Source organism: Microbacterium murale, from assembly GCF_030815955.1.
Taxonomy (GTDB): Bacteria; Actinomycetota; Actinomycetes; order Actinomycetales; family Microbacteriaceae; genus Microbacterium; species Microbacterium murale_A.
This window is the reverse complement of sequence record NZ_JAUSXK010000001.1, coordinates 560,997-584,563: the sequence shown is the minus strand read 5'-3', so window position 1 is coordinate 584,563 and position 23,567 is coordinate 560,997. Positions and strand designations below refer to the sequence as shown.

25 protein-coding genes and 2 tRNA genes are annotated in these 23,567 nt (G+C 66.9%); 21 read left to right on the top strand and 6 right to left on the bottom strand.

Annotated elements, in window-relative coordinates:
* Window positions 1–48: 48 nt before the first annotated feature.
* Both QFZ46_RS02965 and QFZ46_RS02960 read right to left on the bottom strand, forming a co-directional pair.
* A complete protein-coding gene (locus QFZ46_RS02965) occupies window positions 49–999 on the bottom strand; it encodes a metallophosphoesterase (protein WP_307358129.1) in 951 nt (316 codons plus the stop codon).
* Window positions 990–3,557 carry a transglycosylase domain-containing protein gene (locus QFZ46_RS02960; protein WP_307358127.1) on the bottom strand — a complete coding sequence of 856 codons (2,568 nt, stop codon included), beginning with the start codon at window positions 3,555–3,557 and terminating at the stop codon, window positions 990–992. Before QFZ46_RS02960 ends, QFZ46_RS02965 begins: the two co-directional genes overlap by 10 nt.
* A 79-nt stretch (window positions 3,558–3,636) precedes the next feature.
* Between QFZ46_RS02960 and QFZ46_RS02955 the strand changes: the two genes are divergently transcribed.
* Both QFZ46_RS02955 and QFZ46_RS02950 read left to right on the top strand, forming a co-directional pair.
* Window positions 3,637–3,861, top strand: coding sequence for a hypothetical protein (locus QFZ46_RS02955; protein ID WP_307358125.1), 225 nt, complete (start codon window positions 3,637–3,639; stop codon window positions 3,859–3,861).
* Window positions 3,858–4,316, top strand: coding sequence for a RidA family protein (locus QFZ46_RS02950; RefSeq protein ID WP_307358124.1), 459 nt, complete (start codon window positions 3,858–3,860; stop codon window positions 4,314–4,316). Before QFZ46_RS02955 ends, QFZ46_RS02950 begins: the two co-directional genes overlap by 4 nt.
* 58 nt (window positions 4,317–4,374) lie before the next feature.
* Here QFZ46_RS02950 and acs read toward each other — a convergent pair whose 3' ends face one another.
* Window positions 4,375–6,342, bottom strand: a complete 1,968-nt coding sequence (gene acs, locus QFZ46_RS02945; RefSeq protein ID WP_307358123.1) for an acetate--CoA ligase — start codon at window positions 6,340–6,342, stop codon at window positions 4,375–4,377.
* Between the two features lie 351 nt (window positions 6,343–6,693).
* Here acs and QFZ46_RS02940 point away from each other — a divergent pair, with 351 nt between their 5' ends.
* The 14 genes from QFZ46_RS02940 to QFZ46_RS02875 all read left to right on the top strand — a co-directional run bounded on the left by QFZ46_RS02940 (window position 6,694) and on the right by QFZ46_RS02875 (window position 18,712).
* Window positions 6,694–7,698: a TadA family conjugal transfer-associated ATPase gene (locus tag QFZ46_RS02940; RefSeq protein ID WP_307358121.1), complete on the top strand. Its 1,005-nt coding sequence runs from the start codon at window positions 6,694–6,696 to the stop codon at window positions 7,696–7,698.
* A gap of 8 nt (window positions 7,699–7,706) precedes the next feature.
* Window positions 7,707–8,624, top strand: coding sequence for a type II secretion system F family protein (locus QFZ46_RS02935; RefSeq protein ID WP_307358119.1), 918 nt, complete (start codon window positions 7,707–7,709; stop codon window positions 8,622–8,624).
* Between the two features lie 80 nt (window positions 8,625–8,704).
* Complete coding sequence (locus QFZ46_RS02930) at window positions 8,705–8,902, top strand: DUF4244 domain-containing protein (protein ID WP_307358118.1); 198 nt, start codon at window positions 8,705–8,707, stop codon at window positions 8,900–8,902.
* A 17-nt stretch (window positions 8,903–8,919) separates the two neighbouring features.
* Complete coding sequence (locus QFZ46_RS02925) at window positions 8,920–9,282, top strand: TadE family type IV pilus minor pilin (protein ID WP_307358117.1); 363 nt, start codon at window positions 8,920–8,922, stop codon at window positions 9,280–9,282.
* On the top strand, window positions 9,282–9,611 hold the full coding sequence (locus QFZ46_RS02920; RefSeq protein ID WP_307358115.1) for a helicase: 330 nt from the start codon (window positions 9,282–9,284) through the stop codon (window positions 9,609–9,611). The genes QFZ46_RS02925 and QFZ46_RS02920 overlap by 1 nt, the downstream gene beginning before the upstream one ends.
* A 77-nt stretch (window positions 9,612–9,688) precedes the next feature.
* Window positions 9,689–12,520: a type I DNA topoisomerase gene (gene topA, locus QFZ46_RS02915; RefSeq protein WP_307358113.1), complete on the top strand. Its 2,832-nt coding sequence runs from the start codon at window positions 9,689–9,691 to the stop codon at window positions 12,518–12,520.
* A gap of 8 nt (window positions 12,521–12,528) precedes the next feature.
* Window positions 12,529–13,155 carry a dTMP kinase gene (tmk, locus tag QFZ46_RS02910; protein ID WP_307358112.1) on the top strand — a complete coding sequence of 209 codons (627 nt, stop codon included), beginning with the start codon at window positions 12,529–12,531 and terminating at the stop codon, window positions 13,153–13,155.
* 73 nt (window positions 13,156–13,228) lie between these two features.
* Window positions 13,229–14,389 (top strand): DNA polymerase III subunit delta', encoded by a 1,161-nt coding sequence (locus QFZ46_RS02905; RefSeq protein ID WP_307358110.1) that lies wholly within the window; start codon window positions 13,229–13,231, stop codon window positions 14,387–14,389.
* Window positions 14,390–14,454: 65 nt separating this feature from the next.
* Window positions 14,455–15,954 carry an alpha/beta hydrolase gene (locus QFZ46_RS02900; RefSeq protein WP_307364486.1) on the top strand — a complete coding sequence of 500 codons (1,500 nt, stop codon included), beginning with the start codon at window positions 14,455–14,457 and terminating at the stop codon, window positions 15,952–15,954.
* Between the two features lie 80 nt (window positions 15,955–16,034).
* Window positions 16,035–16,110 (top strand) — tRNA-Thr (locus tag QFZ46_RS02895).
* A gap of 57 nt (window positions 16,111–16,167) precedes the next feature.
* On the top strand, window positions 16,168–16,779 hold the full coding sequence (locus QFZ46_RS02890; RefSeq protein WP_307358108.1) for an isochorismatase family protein: 612 nt from the start codon (window positions 16,168–16,170) through the stop codon (window positions 16,777–16,779).
* Complete coding sequence (locus QFZ46_RS02885) at window positions 16,776–17,309, top strand: DUF1697 domain-containing protein (RefSeq protein ID WP_307358106.1); 534 nt, start codon at window positions 16,776–16,778, stop codon at window positions 17,307–17,309. The genes QFZ46_RS02890 and QFZ46_RS02885 overlap by 4 nt, the downstream gene beginning before the upstream one ends.
* A gap of 57 nt (window positions 17,310–17,366) precedes the next feature.
* Window positions 17,367–17,981: an IMPACT family protein gene (locus tag QFZ46_RS02880; protein ID WP_307358105.1), complete on the top strand. Its 615-nt coding sequence runs from the start codon at window positions 17,367–17,369 to the stop codon at window positions 17,979–17,981.
* A 209-nt stretch (window positions 17,982–18,190) separates the two neighbouring features.
* Entirely contained in the window at window positions 18,191–18,712 is a 522-nt protein-coding gene (locus tag QFZ46_RS02875) for a CGNR zinc finger domain-containing protein (RefSeq protein ID WP_307358103.1), read from the top strand.
* Between the two features lie 30 nt (window positions 18,713–18,742).
* Here the strand turns inward: QFZ46_RS02875 and QFZ46_RS02870 are convergent, their stop codons facing one another.
* The 3 genes from QFZ46_RS02870 to QFZ46_RS02860 form a co-directional block, all read right to left on the bottom strand.
* Complete coding sequence (locus tag QFZ46_RS02870) at window positions 18,743–19,291, bottom strand: type 1 glutamine amidotransferase domain-containing protein (protein ID WP_307358101.1); 549 nt, start codon at window positions 19,289–19,291, stop codon at window positions 18,743–18,745.
* Between the two features lie 206 nt (window positions 19,292–19,497).
* Window positions 19,498–19,570: transfer RNA gene (locus QFZ46_RS02865), tRNA-Lys, on the bottom strand.
* 102 nt (window positions 19,571–19,672) lie between these two features.
* Window positions 19,673–20,326, bottom strand: a complete 654-nt coding sequence (locus tag QFZ46_RS02860) for a fasciclin domain-containing protein (RefSeq protein WP_307358100.1) — start codon at window positions 20,324–20,326, stop codon at window positions 19,673–19,675.
* A gap of 170 nt (window positions 20,327–20,496) precedes the next feature.
* Here QFZ46_RS02860 and sigK point away from each other — a divergent pair, with 170 nt between their 5' ends.
* From sigK to QFZ46_RS02835, 5 genes are all read left to right on the top strand, one after another.
* Window positions 20,497–21,084: an ECF RNA polymerase sigma factor SigK gene (gene sigK, locus QFZ46_RS02855; RefSeq protein WP_307364484.1), complete on the top strand. Its 588-nt coding sequence runs from the start codon at window positions 20,497–20,499 to the stop codon at window positions 21,082–21,084.
* Window positions 21,081–21,830 (top strand): anti-sigma factor, encoded by a 750-nt coding sequence (locus tag QFZ46_RS02850; protein WP_307358097.1) that lies wholly within the window; start codon window positions 21,081–21,083, stop codon window positions 21,828–21,830. The genes sigK and QFZ46_RS02850 overlap by 4 nt, the downstream gene beginning before the upstream one ends.
* Window positions 21,831–21,849: 19 nt before the next feature.
* Complete coding sequence (locus QFZ46_RS02845; RefSeq protein ID WP_307358096.1) at window positions 21,850–22,164, top strand: hypothetical protein; 315 nt, start codon at window positions 21,850–21,852, stop codon at window positions 22,162–22,164.
* Window positions 22,121–22,480 (top strand): hypothetical protein, encoded by a 360-nt coding sequence (locus QFZ46_RS02840; RefSeq protein ID WP_307358094.1) that lies wholly within the window; start codon window positions 22,121–22,123, stop codon window positions 22,478–22,480. Before QFZ46_RS02845 ends, QFZ46_RS02840 begins: the two co-directional genes overlap by 44 nt.
* A gap of 183 nt (window positions 22,481–22,663) precedes the next feature.
* A complete protein-coding gene (locus QFZ46_RS02835) occupies window positions 22,664–23,548 on the top strand; it encodes an aminodeoxychorismate lyase (protein ID WP_307358091.1) in 885 nt (294 codons plus the stop codon).
* Window positions 23,549–23,567 lie beyond the last annotated feature (19 nt).

The window sequence follows — 23,567 nt, the reverse complement described above, 5'->3', positions numbered from 1 at the left end:
TGAGTCTACAGTGAAACGTCCGCTGCGCCGAATCGATGCTCTCCCGCGTTATGCGGGCGTGTCCCGCGCGGTGAGCGTCAGCAGTGTCGCCTCCGGGCGGCAGGCGAAACGCACCGGTGCGTAGATCGAGTGCCCGCAGCCGGCGCTGACGTTCAGCGGGATGCTGCGACCGTCGTGGCTCCAAGTGCTGAGCCCCTTCGCCTGCTTCAGCGGGATGTCGCAGTTCGCCACGAGCGTGCCGAAGCCGGGGAGGCAGACCTGCCCGCCGTGCGTATGCCCACCGAAGACGGCCTGCGCACCGAGGTCCGTGAAGGCATTGAGCACACGCTGGTAGGGCGCGTGCGTGACGCCCAGCAGGGGAGTGCCGGCATCCCGAGCGCCGAGAGACGCGATCGCGCCGGGAAGCGCGTCGAGCTCATCCCAGTCGCGATGCGCGTCATCGACGCCGAACAGATCGACATCGGTGCCCGCCACACTCACGCGCGCAGCCGTGTTGTTCAGTGCCGTCCAGCCGAGCTCGTCGGTGAAGTACGCGTCGAGCGCAGCGGTGTCGAGATGCTCCGGCTCCTGGTGGCGCTTCGAGGGGCCGGAGAAGTAGCGCAGCGGGTTGCGCGGCGAGGGGCCGTACACATCGTTCGAGCCGTGCACGAAGACGCCGGGGATCCCCTCGAACGCATCGAAGGCGCGCCGGATGCCGTGGAGTCCGTCGCGGTGCCCGAGATTGTCGCCCGTGTTGATGACGAGATCGGGTTCGAGTGCGGCGAGCGACGACAGCCAGTCCTGCTTGCGCCGCTGCCACGGAGCCATGTGCGCGTCGGAGATGTGCAGAATCCGGATGGGCCGCGCGCCGGGAGTGAGAGCTTCGGCCGTGACGTGGCGCACCGTGAACAGGTAGCGCTCGATACCGATGCCCCACACCGCGCAGGCCGCGCCGACGGCCCCCACCGCGCCGAGCGCGAGGAGGGCCGGATGGGCGGAGCGCGCGCCGGCTACGAGCACTTGACGGTCACAGCGGTCGTCTTCTTCGTCGCCGTCCCTGCGGCAGGGCTGGTGCTCTTCACCGCCTTGGCATCATCACCGGTACATGACGCGTGCGGGGTCACGCTGACGAAGCCGGCGGCCTTCAGCGCTTCGACGGCCTCGGCGAGCTTCTTTCCGGTCACGTCGGGCACTGTCGCACCCTGCCCGTTGCTCGGCGAGATCGTGACCGTCGTGCCACTGGACACCTGCCCTGCCCCTGGATCCTGCGTGGCGACTATGCCCGCGGCGGCATCGCTGTCGACGGGGTCTGCGACTCTCACTGAGAATCCGGCGTTCTCCAGCGTCGCTGTCGCGTCCGCCACCGTCTGGCCGAGGACGTTCGGCAGGTCGACCCACACCTCCTTCGTGAGGTTCCGATCGGGACCGGGGAACTCGTCGCCGCCGCCGAGCACGCGGTCGGCCTCGGTCTGCATGTCACGCGCCACTTCGTAGCGGATGTCCTGCAGGAGGTTGTCGTTGTACCACTGTCCCCAGATGTCGGCGTCGCCCTTCCAGCGGCCGATGTAGACGGCGGTGGCGGCCTTGGTGCTGGACTCGATCATCATCGTCCCGTACTCGTTGTGCGAGCCCGTCTTGCCGATCAGAGGTGTGCCGTCAAAAGGGTTCGCACGGTCACCGGTTCCGCCGGGATCCATGACGCCCTGGAGGGCATATGCGGCCGTGGCCGCGACCTCGGGGGAGATCACCTGGTCGCAGGACGTCTCCGGCACGGGGAGCTCTTCGCCCTTCTGGTTGACGACCCTGTCGATCGCCTTCGGCGCGCAGTACACGCCCTTGTTCGCAACAGTGGCGTATGCGCTGGCCATGTCCAGGGGGGCGATGTACTGCGAACCCAGCACGTTGTACGGCACGTTCGCGTCCGCCCCTTCGGTGACGGGTGTGCCGTCGCCGCGCGTCACGCCCATGCGGTCTGCGACCTTGTTGATGTCGCAGATGTCGAGCCGGGATGCCATGGCGAAATAGCCGGAGTTCAGCGAGTCGCGGGTGAAGCGCATGGGCGTTCCCGTGTATCCCGAGACCCCGTTGAAGTTGCCGACGTCGCTGGTGTCGAAGTCCCAGGTCGAGCCGGTGCAGGACGCCGTCATCTTCATCGTCTGATTGCGTCCGTTGATCGACTCGTTGACCGAGTGGCCGGTCTCGAGCCAGTCGATCAGGGTGAAGATCTTGTACGCCGAGCCGACGGGGACGCCGCCGTGTGCGGTGTCCGAGGCGAACACGAGGCTGGTGTACGCCTGATCGTCGGTCGCCGTCTCCTGGAAGATCGTGTTCTGCGTCATCGCGAGGATCCGACCGGTGGCCGGCTCGACCGTGACGCCTGTGCCGCCGAAGTACTGACTGTCGAGGTTCGGCGGCACGCGGCTCTGCATCGCGGCGACCGCTGGGTCTTGAATCCGCAGGTCGAGCGACGTGTAGATCTCCAGGCCGTCGCGCTGCAGAGCCTTCGTGCGCTCCTGCAGCGTCTCGCCGAAGGCGGGGTCGTTGAGCACGAGGGTCTTCACGTACTGGCAGAAGTAGGCGTTGTTCTGGGCAGCCGCACAACCCTGAGCAGGCTGCGTGAGCACCGGGGTGATGGGTGACTCGATCGCCTCGGCGTGCTGCGCTTCGGTGATCTTGCCGTCTGCGTACATGCGGTTGATGACGTAGTCGCGGCGCACCTTCGTCAAGCTGTAGCCGTCTTCCGCGCTGTTGACCGCATTGCCCGCGTCATCGGTGGCGGAGCCCTCCGGCCTGTCGATGCGGTATCGGTTCGGATTCTGCACGATGCCGGCGAGTGTCGCGGCTTGGGCGACGGTGAGGTCTGTCGCGGGGACGCTGAAGTAATGGTTCGCTGCGGCCTCGATGCCGTACACGGTGCCGCCGAAGCTGGCGATGTTCAGGTAGCCGAGCAGGATCTCGTTCTTCGAGTAGTCCTTCTCGATCTGGATGGCGTAGCGCATCTCCTGCAGCTTGCGCTCGATGCCGTCTGTTCCCACCGCGTTGGTCGCATCCAACCAGCACTGCGCGGTCTTGTCCGAGTAGTCCTCGTCACCGGGGAGCACTTTCTGCTCGCACTGCTGCACGAGGACGTTCTTCACGTACTGCTGGCTGATCGTCGATGCGCCGCGCGACGAGGTGCCGCGCACATTGTCGATCAGTGCCTTCGCCGTCGCACCGAGGTTCACTCCGCCATGCTCGTAGAAGCCCTTGTCCTCACTGGAGAGGATCGCGTCGTACACGACAGGGGAGACCTGATCGAAGTTCACCTGGGTGCGGTTCTGGTCGAAGAACGTCGCCATCTGCACCGGCTGGCCGTCGTGACCGATGGCGTAGAACGTGCTCGGCTCCATCGGGGCATCCGGCTTCAGATACGAAGGCAGGTTCTCGAACAGGTCGAGTGCTTGGGATCCGGCGGCTCCGGCGACGGCGAGTGCGGGTGTGACCGTCGCGGTGACCAGGACCCCGGCGACAGCGCTGAGCCCGATCAGGCCGAGGAGGCCGCCGAGCACGCCTTTCGCCGTGCGATTCTTCTGAGGCATACGCTAGATCGTAGGGGAGTTCCCTGAATACCGCCTTTGACGCTCGGGTGTGCCGATCGTCTCTGACCGCAGGAGTGACATGACCACGTGGGAGTATCTGACCACCCCGCTGCTGATCCACAACACCGCCGCGATCCTCAACAACTGGGGAAAGCAGGGCTGGGAGCTCGTGCAGGTCGTCCAGGGGCCGGAAGGCGGCCTGGTGGCGTACTTCAAGCGACCCGTGTCTCAGGACGGATCGAACAGTGCGGGGTTGGCGGCCGCAGCTGAAGCGTCTCGCCAGTTCGAAAGCGGTGCCGCGTGAGCGTCGCAGCCCGTCTCTCCGAACTCGGCATCCAGCTGCCGGATGTCGCTGCACCTGTCGCGGCATACGTTCCCGCTGTGGTGCACGGGGGGCTCATCTATACTTCCGGCCAGCTGCCGTTCGCGGCGGGTGCTCTGCCCGCCACGGGCAAGGTCGGCGTCGAGGTCACGGCGGAGGGTGCCAAGGCCTACGCCCGCACATGCGCGTTGAACGCGCTCGCTGCCGCGGCCGCCGCCGCGGGTGGACTGGAGAAGATCGGCGGCGTGCTGCGCGTCGGCGGTTTCGTGGCATCCGATCCGGCCTTCACCGGCCAGCCCGGCGTCATCAACGGCGCGAGCGACGTGCTCGGCGAGATCTTCGGTGACGCGGGTGTGCACGCCCGCGCGGCCGTGGGCGTCGCCGTGCTCCCGCTGGACAGCCCGGTCGAGGTCGAGGTCACCTTCATCCTCGCCTGACCGCAATGGAGAAGGTCCCCGCATCCGATGGATGAGGGGACCTTCTCCATTGAGCCGGCTACTTGACCTGTGCCGAGATGATGCTCATCACCGCTGTGTCGGCCAACGTCGTCGTGTCGCCGACCTCGCGGCCCTCAGCGACATCGCGCAGCAATCGGCGCATGATCTTGCCGGAGCGCGTCTTGGGCAGCTCATCGACGATGTAGACGTCGCGAGGCCGGGCGATCGCACCGATCTGCTCGCCGACCCATTGACGCAGGTGAGTCGCCAGCCCGGCGGGATCGTGCTCGGAGAGGTAGCTCTGCTTGATGATCACGAACGCGACGACCGCTTGGCCGGTGGTCTCGTCGGATGCGCCGACCACGGCGGCCTCCGCCGTCGCCTCGTGCGCCACGAGCGACGACTCGATCTCAGCGGTCGACAGGCGGTGACCGGAGACGTTCATCACATCATCCACACGTCCGAGCAGCCAGAGGTCGCCGTCCTCATCCAGTCGCGCACCGTCACCGGCGAGGTAGTAGCCCTGCTTCTCGAACTTCTCCCAGTACGTCTCCTTGTAGCGCTCCGGGTCGCCCCAGATGCCGCGCAGCATGCTGGGCCACGGCTCGGTGATCACGAGCAGACCGCCGTTGCCGTTGCCGACCTCTTCGCCTGTCTCATCGACCACGTCGATGGTGATTCCCGGCAGCGGCACCTGCGCGGAGCCAGGCTTGGTCGCCGTCACGCCCGGCAGCGGCGACACCATGATCGCTCCGGTCTCGGTCTGCCACCAGGTGTCGACGATGGGGGCCTTGTTCGCGCCGATCACCTCGCGGTACCACATCCACGCTTCGGGATTGATGGGCTCTCCCACTGATCCGAGCAGGCGGATGGACGACAGGTCGAACTTGCGCGGCACGCTGCGGCCGATCTTCATGAACGATCGGATCGCGGTCGGCGCGGTGTAGAAGATCGTCACGCCGTGCTTCTCGATGATCTCCCACCAGCGTCCCGGATGCGGGGCGTCCGGCGTGCCTTCGTACAGCACCTGCGTCGCACCGTTCGCGAGCGGGCCGTATGCGACATAGGTGTGGCCGGTGATCCAGCCGACATCCGCCGTGCACCAGAACACATCCGTCTCCGGCTTCAGATCGAAGACGTTCCTGTGGGTGTACGCCGCCTGAGTGAGGTAGCCGCCTGATGTGTGCAGAATGCCCTTCGGCTTTCCGGTGGTGCCGGAGGTGTAGAGGATGAACAGCGGATTCTCCGCAGGGAACGCCTTCGCCTCGTGGCCGGCGGATGCCGCGGGAACGGCCTCGTGCCACCACACATCGCGCCCCTCCACCCAGTCGACCTCGTTCTCGCCGCGCTTGACGACGAGAACGTGCTCGACGGTCTGCTGCACGCCGTCGCCTCTGTCGCTGAGCGCCTGATCGACGGCGGGCTTGAGCGCGGAGACGCGGCCCTTGCGGTAGCCGCCGTCTGCGGTGATGACGACCTTCGCACCGGCATCGTCGATGCGTGAACGCAGGCTGTCGGCGCTGAACCCGCCGAAGACGACGGAGTGGACGGCGCCGACACGTACGACGGCAAGCATCGCTGCGATCGCCTCGGGGATCATCGGCAGGTAGATGGCGACGCGGTCCCCGGCGCCGACGCCGAACCCGGTCAGCACGTTCGCGACGCGCTTGACCTCCTCGGTGAGCTCGGCGTAGGTGATGCGGCGTGAATCGCCAGGCTCGCCCTCCCACAGGATGGCGACACGATCGCCATCGCCCGCCTCGACATGACGATCGAGGCAGTTGTAGGCGACGTTGAGCTCGCCGTCGTCGAACCACTTCGCGAACGGCGGCGTCGACCAGTCGAGGACGCGTGTGAACGGCTTGTGCCAGTGCAGCAGCTCGCGGGCCTGCTCGCCCCAGAAGGCTTCGCGGTCGGCCCCCGCGCGCTCATAGATCTCCGGCTGAGCGACGGCGGATGCGGCGAACTCGTCCGAAGGCGGGAACCTGCGGGTCTCGTCGAGGAGATGGTCGATCTGGCTGCTCACGGCGTGCGCTCCTTTGCGGCGGGACGGGATCGTGCAGAGCGCACGACCATGACACGGTGAATCTAGTCTGCGCCTGATTCCGTCAATACCGCCGAAAGTCGGTAGCAGGATCGGTTTTGTGAGGACGGCTGCCATGCGTACACTCGACGACAGCCGCAATTTCATTCGGCCTCGGCGTGCCCGTTCTCCCCGGACCCGGCACGCCTCTGGGCGGCATCCCATTCCCCCCGTGGGGTGCCGCCCTTCTCTCTGCCCGCAGTCGTTCTGCACCACTCCGCGATCATGGCGGGTTGCGCACAGCACGGGGGATTGCGCCGTGTGCGGGTTCTCGCAGGCGCTTAGCGTCAGGGCATGCCACAGCCCTTCATCATCCAGCCGCGCGATACGGCGCCTGCATCAGCCAGCGCCCACCTGCTCCCGGCAGACCTGGATGCCGCGTTCGGCCCGCTTGCAGAGCACTGCGCCGACCCACGGGTGACAGACGTCTTCGTGAACGGCGCTGACGGGCTCTTCGTCGATCGTGGCGACGGCGCGGAGCGAGTGGCGGAATGGGCTGCGTCTGAGCGCGAGGTGCGCGACCTCGCGGTAGCGCTCATCGGAGCCGGAGGCCGTCACCTGGACGATCAGTCGCCCTGCGTCGATGTGCGGCTCGCATCCGGCATCAGAGTGCACGCCGTACTCGCACCGGTGTCGACGTCCGGCACCGCGGTGTCGGTGCGCATCCCTCGTGTGCGCGCCGCTGACCTCGACGCGCTCGCAGCTCTCGGAGCTTTCGATGCGTTGCAACAGGCGTGGCTGGAACAGCTGGTCGCAGATCGGGCGAACATCCTCATCACCGGCGGTACCGGAACCGGCAAGACGACACTGCTCGCAGCGCTCCTGCACGGGGTTCCCGCGGTCGAGCGCATAGTCACGATCGAGGACGTCGCCGAGCTGCGGCCTGCGCACCCGCACCACGTCGCCCTGGAGGCTCGACAGGCGAATCTGGAAGGAGCCGGGTCGATCACTCTCGCCAGACTCGTCCGCGAATCCTTGCGCATGCGACCGGATCGGCTCGTCGTCGGCGAGTGCCGCGGCGAAGAGGTGCGTGAACTTCTCTCAGCGCTGAACACCGGTCATGACGGCGGCGCTGGCACCCTTCACGCCAGCGGGCTCGTCGATGTGCCTGCCCGTCTGGAGGCGCTCGGCGCGCTCGCCGGCATGGACGCGACGGCTCTTGCCCGACAGGCCGTGAGCGCGTTCACCGTCGTGGTGCATCTCGCCCGTGGTGGCGATGGAGTGCGTCGCATCGCCAAGGTGGGGCGACTTCTGCTGCGCGCCGATCGACTCGACATCGAGGAGGTGAGACCGTGGTGAAGCACGCGGTGACGGATACACGTTCGTCGAAGCTTGGGCGGCCGGCGAAGACACCTGATGCCGGTGCCGACGAAGCTGCTGTCTCGGTGCGCACACTCGCCGTGCTGCTGCAGGCGGGGGCCGTTCCCCTCAACGCGTGGCGTCACCTGGCCGACTCCGGTGACACGCATGCAGAGAGCGTGGTCAAACGGTGCGATGACGGTGCCGCTCTCGTCGACGCGATCGAGGCGGAAGGAGGGGCATGGGCGGACGTCGCCGCCGCATGGGATGTCGCGACGACGGTCGGCGCTCCTCTCTCGGAGGTGCTGAGGTCGCTCGCCGAGACGATGCGGGACGCGGCTGCCGCAGCTGACGATGTGCGGATCGCACTCGCAGAGCCGGCCGGTACTGCCCGGCTGCTGCTCTGGATGCCCCTCGCTGGACTCCTGCTCGGATTCGCACTCGGCTTCGACACGGTGAGCGTGCTGTTCAGCAATCCGATCGGTGCTGCGTGCCTGATCGTCGGCCTGCTGCTCGTACTGAGCGCCCGCGCGTGGACGCGCCGGCTGCTTCGGCGGGCCCAGCCGGATCAGGGAACGCCCGGAATGCATGCCGAGCTCATGGCCGTCGCGTTGTCGGGCGGCGCGTCCATCGAACGCTCGCTGCGGCTCGTGGACGACAGCCCGGCCCGCGACCGCATCAGCGGCGCGCATACCACGGGAGTGCTCGAGCTGTCGCGCGCAGCCGGCGTACCTGCGGGCGAACTCCTGCGGGCGGCCGCGGCGCAGGAGCGTCATGATGCCCGGATCCGCGGACGCCTGCGTGCAGCGAAGCTCTCCTCGCAGCTGCTCATCCCACTCGGCGTCTGCACGCTCCCCGCCTTCCTGCTGCTCGGCGTCGCGCCGCTGATGCTCTCTGTCATGTCCTCGACCCCGCTGCCGATCTGAACCCGTTGCCGACCTGAACCCATTGCCGGATTGAACCCCGCTGTCGATCCGACCGCGGCCCGAAAGAAAGAAGGAAACTCATGAACACCGTCCCCCTCCTCACCCGGCGCCGCGCGGCGTCATTGTTCACCGACGAGTCCGGTGCCGCAACAGCCGAGTACGCCATCACGACCATGGCGGCCGTGGCGTTCGCGGGGCTCCTGGTCGTCATCATGCGCTCGGACGAAGTGCGCGGCATCCTGACGGATCTCGTGCGTCGGGCGCTCACGGTCTCCTAGCCGGTGCGCGTGTTGTGATGAGCGACGAGCACCTTGGGAAGAAGAAGACCGACGCTGAGCGCGGATCCGTCGCCGCGGAGCTCGCGATCGCGCTCCCGGCGGTGGTGCTCACCCTGTTGCTGGGCGCGGGCGCGCTCGGCGCCGCCGCCAGGCAGGTGTCGTTGCAGGATGGAGTCGCCGACGCCGCCCGTCTGCTGGGACGGGGCGAGAGCACTGCGACCGCACACGCGGCAGTCACGACAGCAGTGAGCGGCGCGCAGGTGTCGAGCGAGACGCGTGGAGACCTCAGCTGCGTCAGCGCACGGATGGATGCCGTGATCGGCAGGGTGATCCACATTCCGTTGACCGCGTCGAGTTGCGCACTCAGCGGAGGGCTCTGATGGCCGGCAGTGCGCTCGCCGCCGGAGTGCTGGCGGTCGCGGCCTCCCTCTCCTTCGGCCTCGCGGCCGTCGGAGGGGCGGCCGTCACGGCGCAGCGCGCCGCCGGCGCGGCGGACGCGGCGGCGCTTGCTGCAGCCGATGCCGCCTCCGGCGCGATCGTCACCGGTGAGGAGCCCTGCGCACTCGCGGCGCGGGTCGCCGCGGCATCCGGAGCGGCACTCGTGTCGTGTGCGTTCGACGGTCCGGTGGCGACCGTGCAGGTCCAGGCGGCGTACGCTGGTCTTGCTGCCGTCTCCCGAGCCCGCGCCGGGCCACCCGAGGGATTCTGACGGCTCCACCCACGGCTCCGCTGTGAATGCACCACGACAGTGGTGTGTATGGTGTGCTTCGAAGAAAGGACGCACCCTTGGCTGAAGGCAAGAAGCTCGTCATCGTCGAGTCTCCGACGAAGATGAGGTCGATTCAGGGGTACCTCGGTGATGACTACGAGGTGCTCAGCTCTGTCGGCCATATTCGCGACCTCGCTGACAAGAAGGACATCCCCGCGGCTGACAAGGCCGCATACGGGAAGTACTCGATCGACGTCGACAACGGCTTCGATCCGTACTACGTCGTCTCGGATCGGAAGACGAAGACGGTCGCCGAACTCAAGCGTGCGCTGAAGAACGCCGGCGAACTCCTGCTGGCCACTGATGAGGATCGCGAAGGCGAGGCGATCGCCTGGCATCTGCTGGAGACGCTGAAGCCGAAGGTCCCCGTCAAGCGCATGGTGTTCCATGAGATCACCAAGGACGCGATCCAGGCGGCCATCGGCAACACGCGTGAGCTCGATCTCGCTCTCGTCGACGCGCAGGAGACCCGCCGTATCCTCGACCGGCTCTATGGCTGGGATGTCTCGCCGGTGCTCTGGTACAAGGTCAAGACCGGCCTCTCGGCCGGGCGGGTCCAGTCCGCCGCCACTCGGATGATCGTCGAGCGCGAGCGCGAGCGCATGGCGTTCGTCTCGGCCGACTACTGGGACGTCGAAGCATCCGCCTCCGCGACCGGCACCGCCTTCAAGGTGCGCCTGGTTCGCGTCGACGGCGGCCAGCTCGCTCGGGGCACCGACTTCGATGACACCGGCTCGCTGAAGAAGGCCGTCGTCGTCCTCGATGAGAAGAAGGCTCTTGCCCTGGCGCACGCCGTCGACGCCACAGGCGCCGGCACCGTCACGAAGGTCGAGGCGAAGCCGGGCACCCGCAGCCCCTATGCGCCGTTCACCACGTCGACGCTGCAGCAGGAGGCAGGCCGCAAGCTCTCGATGAGTGCGAAGCAGGCGATGAGCGTCGCCCAGCGCCTGTACGAAAAGGGCTTCATCACCTATATGCGTACCGACTCCGTGGCTCTGAGCACCCAGGCGGTGCAGGCCGCACGGAGCCAGGCGGTCGCGCTCTACGGCGACAAGGCCGTGCCGCTGAAGCCCCGCGTGTACAAGTCCAAGAGCAAGAACGCTCAGGAGGCGCACGAGGCGATCCGCCCATCGGGGGAGAACTTCCGCAAGCCCGCCTCTGTCTCGGGCGAGCTCGACCGCGAAGAACTGCGCGTCTACGACCTCATCTGGAAGCGCACCGTCGCCAGCCAGATGGCCGATGCGAAGTACGAGACGACCACGGTCACAGTGTCGGTCGACGCCGCCGGCCAGGTCGCCGAGTTCACGGCATCCGGCACCGTCTACACCTTCAAGGGCTTCCTCGAGGCTTACGAAGAGGGCCGTGATGAGAAGCGCGGCGACGCCGACGCGGACTCGAATCAGTCGTTGCCCGCCGTCGCTGTCGGCGACGAGCTCGCGATGTCGGATGCTGAGGCGAAAGGTCACAAGACGACCCCGAAGCCGCGCTTCACCGAGGCTTCGCTGGTCAAGGCGCTGGAAGAGCACGGCATCGGCCGCCCCTCGACGTTCGCCAGCATCATCGGCACCGTGATCGATCGCGGTTATGCCACCAAGCGCGGTCAGGCGCTCGTGCCGACGTGGATGGCGTTCAGCGTCGTCCGGCTGCTCGAAGAGCACTTCGCCGACCTGATCGACTACGACTTCACCGCCGCTCTCGAGGATGACCTCGATGCCATCGCGCGCGGTGAGCAGAAGCGCGTCGAATGGCTGAAGTCGTTCTACTTCGGCTCCGATGCGCAGGTAGGTCTGCGTCAGGTCGTCGACAATCTCGGCGAGATCGACGCACGTGCGCTCAACTCGACGCCCATCACCGACACCGCGACGCTTCGCTTCGGCAAGTACGGCCCATACCTCGAGGTGGCTGACACTGCGAACCCCGAGGCGAAGCCGCGCATCGTCAACGTTCCGGAAGAGCTGGCACCCGACGAGCTGACTGCAGCGAAAGCGCAGGAGCTCATCGACGCACCCGTCGCCGGTGATCGTGTTCTCGGCGAGAACCCGGAGAACGGTCGGATTATCGTCGTGAAGGACGGCCGGTACGGCCCCTACGTGCAGGAGAACCTCCCGGAGGAGGACGTCGCGGTCGATGAGGCCACCGGCGAGGTCGTGGACAAGCCGAAGAAGAAGACGGCCAAGAAGGATGCGCCCAAACCGCGTACGGCCTCCCTCTTCCGTTCGATGTCCGTGGACGACATCGAGCTCGACACCGCACTGACACTGCTGAGCCTGCCACGCGTCGTCGGCGCGGATCCCGAGACAGGCGACGAGATCACCGCTCAGAACGGCCGCTACGGGCCGTACCTGAAGAAGGGCACGGACTCGCGCTCGCTCGAGAGCGAGCAGCAGATCTTCGATGTGACCCTGGAACAGGCTCTCGCCATCTACGCGCAGCCCAAGTACGGAGCCGGCTCCCGCCGTGCGTCCAGCGCACTCGCGGAGTTCGACGCCGATCCGGTCAGCGGCAAGCCGATCCGCATCCGGGATGGACGCTTCGGCGCCTACGTCACGGACGGTGAGACGAATGTCACGATCCCGCGTGGTCAGAAGCCCGAGGAGATCACCTTCGAGATCGCGGTGCAGATGCTCGCGGACAAGCGCGCCAAGGGCCCGGCTCCGAAACGGGGCGCAGCGAAGAAGGCTCCTGCCAAGAAGGCGCCTGCCAAGAAGACCGCGGCGAAGAAGGCACCCGCCAAGAAATCCGCTGTGAAGAAGCCGGCCGCGAAGACCGACGAGGAGAAGGCCGCCGCACGTTCGGCCGCGGCGAAGAAGGCTGCAGCGACCCGCGCCGCGAACGCGGCGAAGAAGTAGGCGCGCCCGTGACTGCGCGCTCAGGAGTGTGGATCACGCTCGAGGGCGGCGACGGCTCGGGGAAGACGACTCAAGCTGAACTGCTGGAGAAGTGGCTGACGGATGCTGGGCACACTGTGCTGCGCACAAGAGAGCCGGGTGGCAGCGAGGTCGGTCACCTGATCCGCGACATCGTGCTGCACCACAGGGGCGATATCGCCCCGCGTGCCGAGGCGCTGCTGTACGCGGCCGACCGCGCGCACCACGTCGCCACGGTTGTGAGGCCGGCGCTCGAGCGTGGAGAGATCGTGCTGCAGGATCGCTACCTCGATTCCTCCGTCGCCTACCAGGGTGCCGGACGCGTGCTCGATGCCACCGAAGTGCGCGAGCTGTCGCTGTGGGCGGCCGAGGGAGCATTGCCTGATTTGACGCTGCTGCTCGATCTTGACGCGGCGACCGCCAGGACCCGTCTTGATTCTGCAGACAAGCCGTTCGATCGGCTGGAGTCCGAGAAGGCCGAGTTCCACACCCGCGTGCGGGAGTCGTTCCTCGCGCTCGCCGCTGCGGAGCCCGAGCGCTTCCTGGTGCTGGATGCCGCGCAGGCCCCCGAGGTCATCGCCGCCGGCATCCGTGCCCGAGTCGCGGCTCTCGTCTGAGTGCGTCCTCACCATCAGAGCGAAGCGCTCGACGGCGCGCGGGCGCGTCGGATGCCCCGGTTAGGCTGAGTCCATGCCATCTGCCGCCTCGCTCGCCCCGTTCCCGTGGACGGACGTCTGGGGGCAGGATGACGCGGTCGACGCCCTGCGCACCGCAGCATCCGATCCCGCCGCGCTCTCTCATGCCTGGCTGATCACCGGCCCTCCCGGATCCGGGCGGTCCACCCTCGCGTACGCGTTCGCGGCGGCACTCATCGCCGACAGCCCCGACGACGAGCACACGATGCGGCAGGTTCTCGCGGGCACGCATCCAGACGTCACTGCGCTGCGAACCGACAAGGTCATCATCACCATCAAAGAGGCGAGATCGCTGGTCGAGCGCTCGTACTTCGCTCCGTCAGCCGGCCGCTACCGCGTCATCGTCGTGGAAGACGCCGACCGCATGGTCGAGCGCACCTCGAACGTGCTGCTGAAGGCCCTCGAGGAGCCGCCGGAGAACACCGTCTGGATCCTCTGCGCCCCGAGCGAGGCCGATCTGCTGCCCACGATCCGCTCGCGGGTGCGGCCCCTGCGGCTGCGGGAACCCGACGTCGACGATGTCGCGCGCCTGATCGTGCAGCGCACGGGCGCCGACGAAGTCACGGCAGAGCAGGCCGCCCGGCATTCTCAGCGTCACATCGGCATGGCGCAGCGCCTGGCCACCGACGACGCCGCACGGCGCAGACGCGACACCACGCTGCGCTCCGTACTCGGAGTGCGCGGTGTCGGCAGCGCCGTGGAGGTGGCAGGACACATCATCCAGGCTGCGACCGACGACGCCAAGGCCCTGACGGCCGAGCGCGATGCGGCCGAACGCTCGAGCCTGCTGCGCACCGTCGGCATCGCAGAAGGGCAGGCGGTCCCACCGGCACTCCGCTCACAGATATCAGCGTTGGAAGACGACCAGAAGAAGCGCGCGACCCGAAGTCTGCGCGACGGTATCGATCGGGTGCTCACCGACCTGCAGTCGATGTTCCGCGATGTCGTGATGCTGCAGTACGGCCGCGGCGACGACCTCATAAACCGGGAATTGCGTGACGATCTGAGTGCCATGGCTCAGGCATGGCCGGTGACACGTACGCTGGTGGTTCTTGATCATCTTGCCGAGACCAGGGAAGCCCTGGAGCGCAACGTCGCTCCGACGCTCGCCCTCGAGAGTTTGCTCGTGACTGTCGCGAGCGGGAGGAAACCGTGACCACTCGACAGACTTCTCGTGTGCGACGCATCGTCGCGATCACAGCGGGTATCGCCGCGGCATCCATGATGCTCAGCGGATGCCTGTACTCGTTGATCCCGGAAGGCGCCGAGCCGAGGCCGTCCACGACGAACGAGCCGGACACCGAGGGCGTCTCGGCAGAGTTGCTGCCCTTCTACGAGCAGACGTTGGAGTGGGCCGAGTGCGACGGCGGAGCCGCAGGATTCGACTGTGCATACGTGACCGCTCCGCTGGACTGGGAGAACCCATCGGACGGGGCGACGATAGAGCTCTCGGTCGTCCGGCACCAGGCGACCGGTTCGCCGATGGGGTCGCTGCTGACCAACCCCGGCGGCCCCGGTGGCAGTGGGCGTGACTTCATCCTCGACAGCCTCGACTACGGGGTCGGCGCCGATCTGATCAAGAACTACGACGTGATCGGCTTCGACCCGCGCGGGGTCGGCGACTCCACCGCCGTGCAGTGCTTCGACGCCGCGAACATGGACAAGTACCTCTACGACATCCCGACGGCAGCGCGGGGAACCGACGCGTGGGAGGCCGAGCTCACCACGGCCGATCAGGCGTTCGCGGATGCCTGTGAGGCGAACAGCGCAGGCATTCTGCCGTTCGTCACCACGGTGAACTCGGCGCGTGACATGGATCTGATCCGCGCGGTGCTCGGCGACAAGCAGCTGAACTACCTCGGCTACTCCTACGGCACCTTCCTCGGCGCGACGTACGCTGAGCTGTACCCGGAGAAGGCCGGTCGTCTCGTGCTGGACGGCGCGATCGACCCGGCTGTTCCCGGCCTCGACGTCGGCGCCACCCAGGCCATCGGATTCGAGGCAGCGCTGCGCGCCTACATGCAGGACTGCCTGGACTCGGGCTCCTGCCCTTTCAACGGCACGGTCGACGAAGCCATGGCAGACCTCGGCGCGCTGCTCGCGAGCGTGGACCGCACGCCGCTCAAGAACGACGACGGACGCATGCTCGGCGCCGATTCGCTGATGACCGCCATCATCGCCGCGCTCTATTCCGAGGACAGCTGGGAGTTCCTCACACAGGCGCTCGACGAGGCGCTGCAGGGTGACCCGTACAGCGCGTTCTACCTCGCGGACTTCTACAACGGTCGCGAGGATGGCACCTACCTGGACAACTCCAGCGAGGCTTTCACCGCGTACAACTGCATGGACTACCCGCTGGAAGACGATCAGGCCGCTGAGGATGCCATGATGGCGAAGGTCGAGGCCGGAGCGCCGACGATCGCCCCGTACTGGAGCGGCCCTGACACCTGTGCCGTCTGGCCGTACCCTCCGACCGGCACGCGTGGCGAGATCCATGCCGAAGGCGCAGGTCCGATCCTCGTGGTCGGCACGACGAACGACCCGGCAACTCCGTACGAGTGGTCGGTCTCGCTCGCCGAGCAGCTCGAGGAGGGCGTACTCATCACCCGTGTCGGAGAGGGCCACACCGGGTACAACAAGGGGAACACCTGCGTGGATGAGGCTGTCGAGGCGTACTTCCTCGACGACGTCGTTCCTGAAGCTGACCTCGAATGCAGCTGATCCGACCGTGCCGAGGCGTCGGTTCGCGGTGGCGGCTTCAACAGGGTAATATCGTTGATCGTGCCGCTCTCGCAGCGCACGCCGCCTTAGCTCAGTCGGCAGAGCATTTCACTCGTAATGAAAAGGTCGTCAGTTCGATTCTGACAGGCGGCTCCACTGGCCCCGTGATGTGAAGAACATCACGGGGCTTCGTCGTTGGCGTACCCTCGGATCATGACCAGGGCACTCCTCATCGTCGACGTGCAGAACGATTTCACCGAAGGCGGCGCGCTTGCTGTCGAGGGCGGGGATGCCGTGGCATCCGGAATTTCGGCGTATCTGACCACCCGGGCGAGCGATTACGACGTGATCGCGGCATCGCGCGACTGGCACGACGCCGACAGCGACAACGGCGGACACTTCGCCGATGACCCTGACTTCGTGGGCACCTGGCCCGTGCATTGCGTCGCAGGGACACCAGGGGCCGACTACGACGAGCTCTTCGCCACAGATGCCGTGACTCATCACGTCCGAAAAGGGCAGGGCAAGCCCGCGTACTCGATGTTCGAAGGCGTCGCGGACGACGACGCCACCGTGGCCGCTGTGCTCAGCGCACGCGGGGTGCTCTCGGCCGACATCGTAGGGCTGGCGACCGATCACTGCGTGCGGGCCACCGCGCTCGACGCGATCGCGCATGGTGTGCACGTTCGTGTGCTGACGGATCTGGTCGCAGGCGTCGGTGCGGACTCGAGTGCGGCAGCTCTCGCGGAGCTCGCCCACGCCGGCGCGGAGCTGATCGAGAGCGCGCAGGTGGAAGGCACTGGTCCTGACAGTGCCGACGCGTGAGCCGTAGCGTCCTGCTCCTGCGTGCCGTGAACGTCAGCGGGCGCAATCTCGTACCGATGGCGCGTCTGCGCGAGGTGCTCGCGTCCGAGACCGATCTCGTCGGCGTTTCCACTTACATCGCCAGCGGCAACATCGTCTGCGACCAACCGGCTGATGCCGTGGCATCCTGCGCGCGCGTCCGTGAGGTGATCACGACGGAGTTCGGCGTCGACACCCCGGTGATCGCACGCACGCACGACGAGCTCACGGGATCGCTCGCCGCCCAGCCTTTCGACGACGGGGTCGAGAGGCTGGTGCACGCGATGTTCCTTGAGGGCGAGCCTGCGAGAGAAGGCGTCGTCGCGCTCGAGGAGCGCCTTGTGCCGGGGGAGCGGATCGCGCTCGTGGCAAGCGATCTCTGGATCTCCTACAGCGAACTCGGGGTGCAGGCCACCAAGCTCACGAAAGCGGCTCTGGACAAGGCGCTCGGAGTCGCAGGCACGGCGCGCAACCTGCGCACCGTGCGGAAGCTCGTCGAACTCACCGCGTGATCTGCAGTGCCCCGTCGATATCCCTCCACGATCGCAGCGGCGGTCGACAACGAACTGGTGATCAAGAAATCCCGATTCATCGCGCACGCGGAGCCGGTCGCGTCTGCGGAGGACGCGGATCGGGTCATCGCGGCGGTGAAGCACGAGGCGTGGGGTGCACGTCACAACTGCTCGGCCCAGGTCACGGGAGCCCTCGGCGATCAGGCGCGCTCCTCGGATGACGGCGAACCGTCCGGCACGGCGGGGGTGCCGATGCTGGAGGTGCTGCTGCGCCGCGAGCTCACCGATGTCGTCGTGGTGGTCACGCGGTATTTCGGTGGTGTCAAGCTCGGCGCCGGGGGCCTGGTTCGCGCTTACTCCTCTGCCGTCTCGGAAGCGCTCGAGCTCGCGACGATCGTCGATCGACGGATGCTCTCGTCCGTCGCGGTCACGGTCGAGCATGCGGATGCCGGACGCTACGACAACCTGCTGCGCGAGTGGGTGCGCACGCGTGGTGCCCTCCTCGGCGACCCGGTGTACCGCGCGAAGGCGGAGTTCGTGGTGTGGGCCCCGCCGTCGGAGCTGCCGGCGCTGTCCGCCGAACTGGCGGCGGCCTCCAGCGGTTCCGTGCGGCCGGTGCTCACCGGCGCGGAGAAGCTGGTCGGCATCCCGAGGCACTCGTCGCGCGACTGACCGCTTCCGGTGGCAGCTGAGGTGTCAGCTGCACATCGACTCGGCGAACGCCGCACAGGCCGCAACGCACGTAGAGCACCAGGCCCTCGCTCGTCGGATGCCGCGATTCGACGGTCCAGCCGTGCTCGTGCGCCGCGGAAGCGGCCGGCTGGACGGGGAGGGAAGCAGTGTGCTGGCGGGTCATGGCTCCAGCATGATGTAATGCTCTTATGCATCTCAACCCTTACGGCGAGTACGCAGTGCTTCTTGCGGCATCCCTTGCGAATGACTGGCCGACCCATCGCGAAGGCATCGTCGAACGCACGCGCGAGGCCGGGATGACGATGGATTTCGCCCATGGGGTGGACGACCACACCGCCTGCCGCGACGTGATCGATGACTGGCTGCTGATCGTCGACAGCGATCGCGACGAGGACCGAGCGGCCATGCTCAACGACCAGATGGCGTCAGCGGCGGCTTATCCGCGACTGGTGGACCACAACGGCGAGGGATGGCACCTGCACTATCGCGACAGCAACGACGCGCTGCCGTTTGTGCTGCGGGCCGTGATCAGCGTCGGCACCTCCCTGCATCTCGTCACCCGGGGGATGAGTAGGCTGTGCCGTTGCGCCGCCGCGCCCTGCACGAATGTCGTGGTCGATGTGACCCGCAACGGACGTCAGCGCTATTGCTCGGTGCGGTGTGCGAACCGTGCCGCGGTCAGGCGCCATCGCTCGCGTACGGCATCCTGAGCGCGGTCACGCCGTCATGCCGTCACGCGGTCACGCCGTCTGGCCGGAGTGCCTTCCCTCGGCGATCTCCTCGATCACCTTGGAATTGAACGCCGGGAGGTCGTCCGGTGTGCGGCTCGAGACCAGACCCTGATCGACGACGACCTCCTCATCGACCCAGGCTGCTCCGGCATTGCGAAGATCAGTGGCGAGACTGGGGTAGCTGGTCAATGTACGACCGCTGACGACGTCGGCCTCGATGAGGATCCAGGATCCGTGGCAGATCACCCCGACGGGCTTGTGCTGTTCGAAGAAGGCGCGTGAGAACGCGATCGAGGGCTTGTCCAATCGCAGATGATCGGCGTTCACGACGCCGCCCGGGAGCACGAGGGCGTCGAAGTCGTCTGCGGAAGCGTCTGCGGAGGAGAGATCGACGGTCTGGACGTGTCCGTTCTTGCCGGTGATCTCCGACCCTTCCGGCGCGATCATCAGGGCGGACGCGCCGCCGCCGGTGACGGCATCCCAGGGGCCGGTGAGTTCGCTGTCCTCGAATCCGTTCGTCGCCAGGAACGCGACGCGCTTGTCGGTGAGCTCGGCCATCATTGATTCCTTTCGCGGTGAGTGGAATGTCCCGGACGGGACGCTTCGACTCTCCCGTCGAGGGCGGATGGCGTGAAGGGGGTGGTCGCTGAACGCGAGCCGTGCTAGAGGCCAGGGGCGTCGGCCGGGCTTGTCGATCTCGTCTTGGACTGTCGGCACTCCGAAGCAGTCGCGCAGGAGTTGCCGATGTCTGACGTCGAACACGGTGGGCCCCATGGGGCTCGAACCCATGACCCGCGGATTAAAAGTCCGATGCTCTGCCAACTGAGCTAGAGGCCCTCAGATACATTCTAGAACGACAGAACGCGGCCGCCGGCGACACAGCTTCGCCGGCGACCGCGTCGCCCCCCATTCCAGCCTCCCCAAAGGCCGGAATTCTTCTTACTCAGCCGGGGGCATGAGGACCGAGTCGATCAGGTACACGGTCGCGTTCGCGGTCTGGACTCCACCGCAGATCACGTTCGCGTCGTTGACCATCCACTCGTCGCCGCTGCCGGTGACCTCGAGGTCGGCGCCCTGCACTGTGGTGTGCATGCCGGCGATGTCCTCGGGAGCGATCTGGCCGGGAACCACGTGGTAGGTGAGGATCGACGACAGCGTGGCCGAGTCGGTCTTCAGAGCCTCGATGGTGGCCGGGTCGATCTTGGCGAATGCTTCGTCGACCGGTGCGAATACAGTGAACTCGTCACCGTTCAGAGTGTCGACGAGATTCACATCAGGGTTGAGCTGGCCGCTCACGGCAGCGACAAGGGTCGTCAGCAGCGGATTGTTGGATGCTGCGACGGCAACCGGGTCCTTCGACATCCCCTCGATCGATCCGCCGCCGTCCGGGACTGCCTCGGCATACGCCTCGCAACCAGGACCGACGAGGTTGCCCGCCGGATCCATCGTCTCGGGCGCCTCAGACGTCTCAGGGGCGGTCGGCTCAGTCGGCTCTTCAGCCGTGTCTGAACCCATCGAACAACCCGACAGCACGAGAACGCTGGCGAAGCCGAGCGAGAGAGCTGCGGTGATCTTCTTCTTGGTGCTGAACATGTCTACCTCCGGAAATCGGAACCACGGCATTCCCGCGGTGTCGATGAGTCTTCGGAGCCCGTTCGAGATCGGATGGGAACGGATCAGAGATTCTTTCGTCGGCATCGGATGATGCGCGCATGCGCGGCGGATCAAGACGAGACGAGGAGGATGCGGCATGCTTATGGGTGATGGTCATAGACGGCGTGGATATGCCGGAGGACGGTTCGGCGGGAGACCTCGCCGCCGACCTCCTCGTCCGCGTCGCCTCCGGAGACCAGAGAGCGTTCGCCGATCTGTACGATCTGCTCTCCTCGCGTGTCTTCGGGCTCATCCTGCGTGTGCTGGTCAACCGCTCGCAGAGCGAGGAAGTGCTCCAAGAGGTCTTTCTGGAAGTGTGGCAATCCGCAGGCCGGTTCGCTCCGAACAAGGGACAGGGGAGGACGTGGGTTCTCACGATCGCTCACCGCAGGGCGGTCGATCGGGTACGCGCGTCCCAGTCCAGCGCTGACCGCGACGTGCGGGTGGGTATGCGTGATCTCGGCGTCGCACATGACAGTGTCGCCGAGCAGGTCGAGTTGAGCATCGAGGGGGGCAAGGTCATCGCAGCTCTTGCGACGCTCCCGGATCCGCAACGGGAGGCATTGGTCCTGTCCTACTACGGCGGATACAGCCAGAGCGAGATCGCTGTGCTGATCGGTGCGCCATTGGGAACGATCAAGACGAGGATGAGAGATGGACTCTCACGTCTGCGAAGCGAGATGGGGGTGAATGCATGAACGAGAAGGAATTCGACGAGCTGTCGGCAGGGCATGCCCTCCACGCGCTGTCGGACGCCGATGAGCAGCGCTATGCGCAAGCCCTCGCCGATCACCCGCAATGGCAGGCGATCGCCGAAGACGACGTCCAGACTGCGCACTTGCTCGCCGCCGCCTCATCGTCGACACCGCCACCTTCGAACATCCGTGCCGCCCTGCTCGCACAGATCGCCGCAACTCCGCAGGAGAGCGACGGGCCAGCAGAAGAGACGCAGACCGCGACCGCGGAGGGCCTCCTGAGGCCGCCTCGTAGATGGGTTCGCGCCGTCTTCGCGCTGGCCGCATGCCTGGTGCTGCTCGTGGGGCTCGGCTTCGGAATCGCCACCCTGACGTCGCAGCTGGCCACTCCGGCATCCGTCGTCGCGCTCGAGGAGATCCAATCGGCTTCCGATGCGCAGCAGGCGTCTGTGGAGCTGGAATCCGGCGCTGTGGCCACCGCGCACTGGTCGGCGTCGGTGGGCAGCGCAGTGCTCGTCGCAGACGGACTCGAACCGCTCACCGATGATCAGACGTACGAGCTCTGGTTCGTGCGCGGCGATGAACCAGTTCCGGCCGGGCTTTTCGAGGCGGATGCCGGGAACGCGACCGCTCTGCTCGACGGTGACATGCACGAAGGCGACGTGATCGCCGTGACAGTGGAGCCGGCCGGCGGATCACCGACCGGGCAGCCGACGAGCGATCCGATCATCGCGATCCCCACTGCCTGAGCGCGAGTAGCCTGGATGGATGCCCGAGCAATTCCATCGTCCTGTACGGCGCCCGTCGGCATCGTTCGACAACCTCATCGGATCGTCTGATTCCGCAGAGGCGACGAGGGTCGCGCACGCGACGGCTTCCGCACTGCTGACCCGGGCTCGTGAGGACGAGAGCGGGGAGAGCGCGGAGCGCCTGATCGCGTTCACCGCCGAGCACGGCATCGACGACATCGCCGAGTTGTGGGCCACGGCCCCCAGCGGTCTCGCTCCCCGGAGCGCTCTGGCGTCTGTACCTGCTCCAGTTGGCGATTCACAGCGACCCGCAGACTTCTGCGCTGCTGTATGAGCGCGGTCGTGTCGAACTCAAGTCGGTGGATGCTGTCGTGGCCGGCGCGCCCGTTCCAGCGAACCCTGAGGAGATCGTGGCGCTGATCGACACGATTCTTCGCGGCGTCTTCCGCGGCGACTTCTCGGTCGCGCTCGAACGCGCCGCCGCCTTCTGCCGTGTGCAGGTCTCCGGTGCGACGCATACCGCAGACGATTACGAAGTGACCGAGCCCGCTCGCGCAACGGAACTGACCACGCGGGCGCGCCGGTTGAGCACGTACGCGAACGATCTCAGCGCTGCGGCCGGTCTCTGGCGTGTCGGCGGCCTGACCTGACCGAGTGCCGGCGGGCCGCAGTCGATCCGGACATGGAAAGACCGGGCCGCAAGAACGCCTCTCGGCGGAAGGCCGCTCGTAGCGGCAATATTTGGAGCCCGGGGTTATGCGGCCCGGCCTGTCCATTGTAACGTCCGGACGCCGAAGGTATTCCCGCCGCCTCCGTGGTCGTAGAGTCGTTGCATGACCCGGCGCTTCGCTCTGATCATCGATCCCGTCGACGCCTCCGAGGAGCGCGCCGACTTCGCGGAGACGTTCACAGTCGTGGATGCTGCTGCTCCGGCGCTCAGCGTGGGGGAGCTCAGCACCCAACGAGGCGACGGCGTATTCGAGTCGATCGGCGTGGTCGACGGTCACGCCCAGGAGGTGATCCCGCACCTGGAGCGCCTGGCGAACTCGGCGCGGCTGTGCGATCTTCCCGTACCTCACCAGGAGCAGTGGCGCCAGGCCGTCGCTGTCGCCGCGTCGGAGTGTCCGGCGGGGGAGTCCGTGATCAAACTGATCCTCAGCCGCGGCGTCGAGCACGGCCCAACCCCGACCGCCTGGGTGACGGCGGCACCGGCATCCGATTTCACGAAAGTCCGGCAGGTCGGCATCAAGGTCGTCACCCTCGACCGGGGGTACGGCCTCGACGTGGCCGAGCGGGCTCCCTGGCTGCTGCTCGGGGCGAAGACGCTGTCGTATGCCGTCAACATGGCGGCGCTGCGGGAGGCTCATCGCCGGGGAGCGGACGACGCGATCTTCCTCTCCAGCGACGGGTTCGTGCTCGAAGCGCCGACCGCATCGCTCATCCTCCGATTCGGCGACCGCTTCACGACTCCGGCGCCGACCGGCGGGATCCTGCACGGTACGACCCAACTGAGCGTGTACGAGCACCTCGCCGAAAATGGCCTTGATGCCGGGTACGACCGCATTCCGGCATCCGATCTTCCCCGCGCCGATGCCGCCTGGCTGGTGTCCAGCGTCCGCCTCGCGGCGCCCATCACGACCATCGACGATGTCGACGTGCCCGTCGACCACGCCCTGACCTCGGAATTGAACCACTACCTCCTGTCGCCCCGCGACTGAGTTGCGCATAGCTTCGGAC

Coding starts and splice junctions, on each gene's coding strand:
- QFZ46_RS02960 (WP_307358127.1), bottom strand. CDS start 3,557: ATGCCTCAGAAGAATCGCACGGCGAAAGGCGTGCTCGGCGGCCTCCTC.
- QFZ46_RS02955 (WP_307358125.1), top strand. CDS start 3,637: ATGACCACGTGGGAGTATCTGACCACCCCGCTGCTGATCCACAACACC.
- QFZ46_RS02940 (WP_307358121.1), top strand. CDS start 6,694: ATGCCACAGCCCTTCATCATCCAGCCGCGCGATACGGCGCCTGCATCA.
- QFZ46_RS02930 (WP_307358118.1), top strand. CDS start 8,705: ATGAACACCGTCCCCCTCCTCACCCGGCGCCGCGCGGCGTCATTGTTC.
- QFZ46_RS02925 (WP_307358117.1), top strand. CDS start 8,920: ATGAGCGACGAGCACCTTGGGAAGAAGAAGACCGACGCTGAGCGCGGA.
- QFZ46_RS02920 (WP_307358115.1), top strand. CDS start 9,282: ATGGCCGGCAGTGCGCTCGCCGCCGGAGTGCTGGCGGTCGCGGCCTCC.
- QFZ46_RS02905 (WP_307358110.1), top strand. CDS start 13,229: ATGCCATCTGCCGCCTCGCTCGCCCCGTTCCCGTGGACGGACGTCTGG.
- QFZ46_RS02900 (WP_307364486.1), top strand. CDS start 14,455: ATGATGCTCAGCGGATGCCTGTACTCGTTGATCCCGGAAGGCGCCGAG.
- QFZ46_RS02890 (WP_307358108.1), top strand. CDS start 16,168: ATGACCAGGGCACTCCTCATCGTCGACGTGCAGAACGATTTCACCGAA.
- QFZ46_RS02875 (WP_307358103.1), top strand. CDS start 18,191: ATGCATCTCAACCCTTACGGCGAGTACGCAGTGCTTCTTGCGGCATCC.
- QFZ46_RS02870 (WP_307358101.1), bottom strand. CDS start 19,291: ATGGCCGAGCTCACCGACAAGCGCGTCGCGTTCCTGGCGACGAACGGA.
- QFZ46_RS02860 (WP_307358100.1), bottom strand. CDS start 20,326: ATGTTCAGCACCAAGAAGAAGATCACCGCAGCTCTCTCGCTCGGCTTC.
- sigK (WP_307364484.1), top strand. CDS start 20,497: ATGGTCATAGACGGCGTGGATATGCCGGAGGACGGTTCGGCGGGAGAC.
- QFZ46_RS02850 (WP_307358097.1), top strand. CDS start 21,081: ATGAACGAGAAGGAATTCGACGAGCTGTCGGCAGGGCATGCCCTCCAC.
- QFZ46_RS02845 (WP_307358096.1), top strand. CDS start 21,850: ATGCCCGAGCAATTCCATCGTCCTGTACGGCGCCCGTCGGCATCGTTC.
- QFZ46_RS02835 (WP_307358091.1), top strand. CDS start 22,664: ATGACCCGGCGCTTCGCTCTGATCATCGATCCCGTCGACGCCTCCGAG.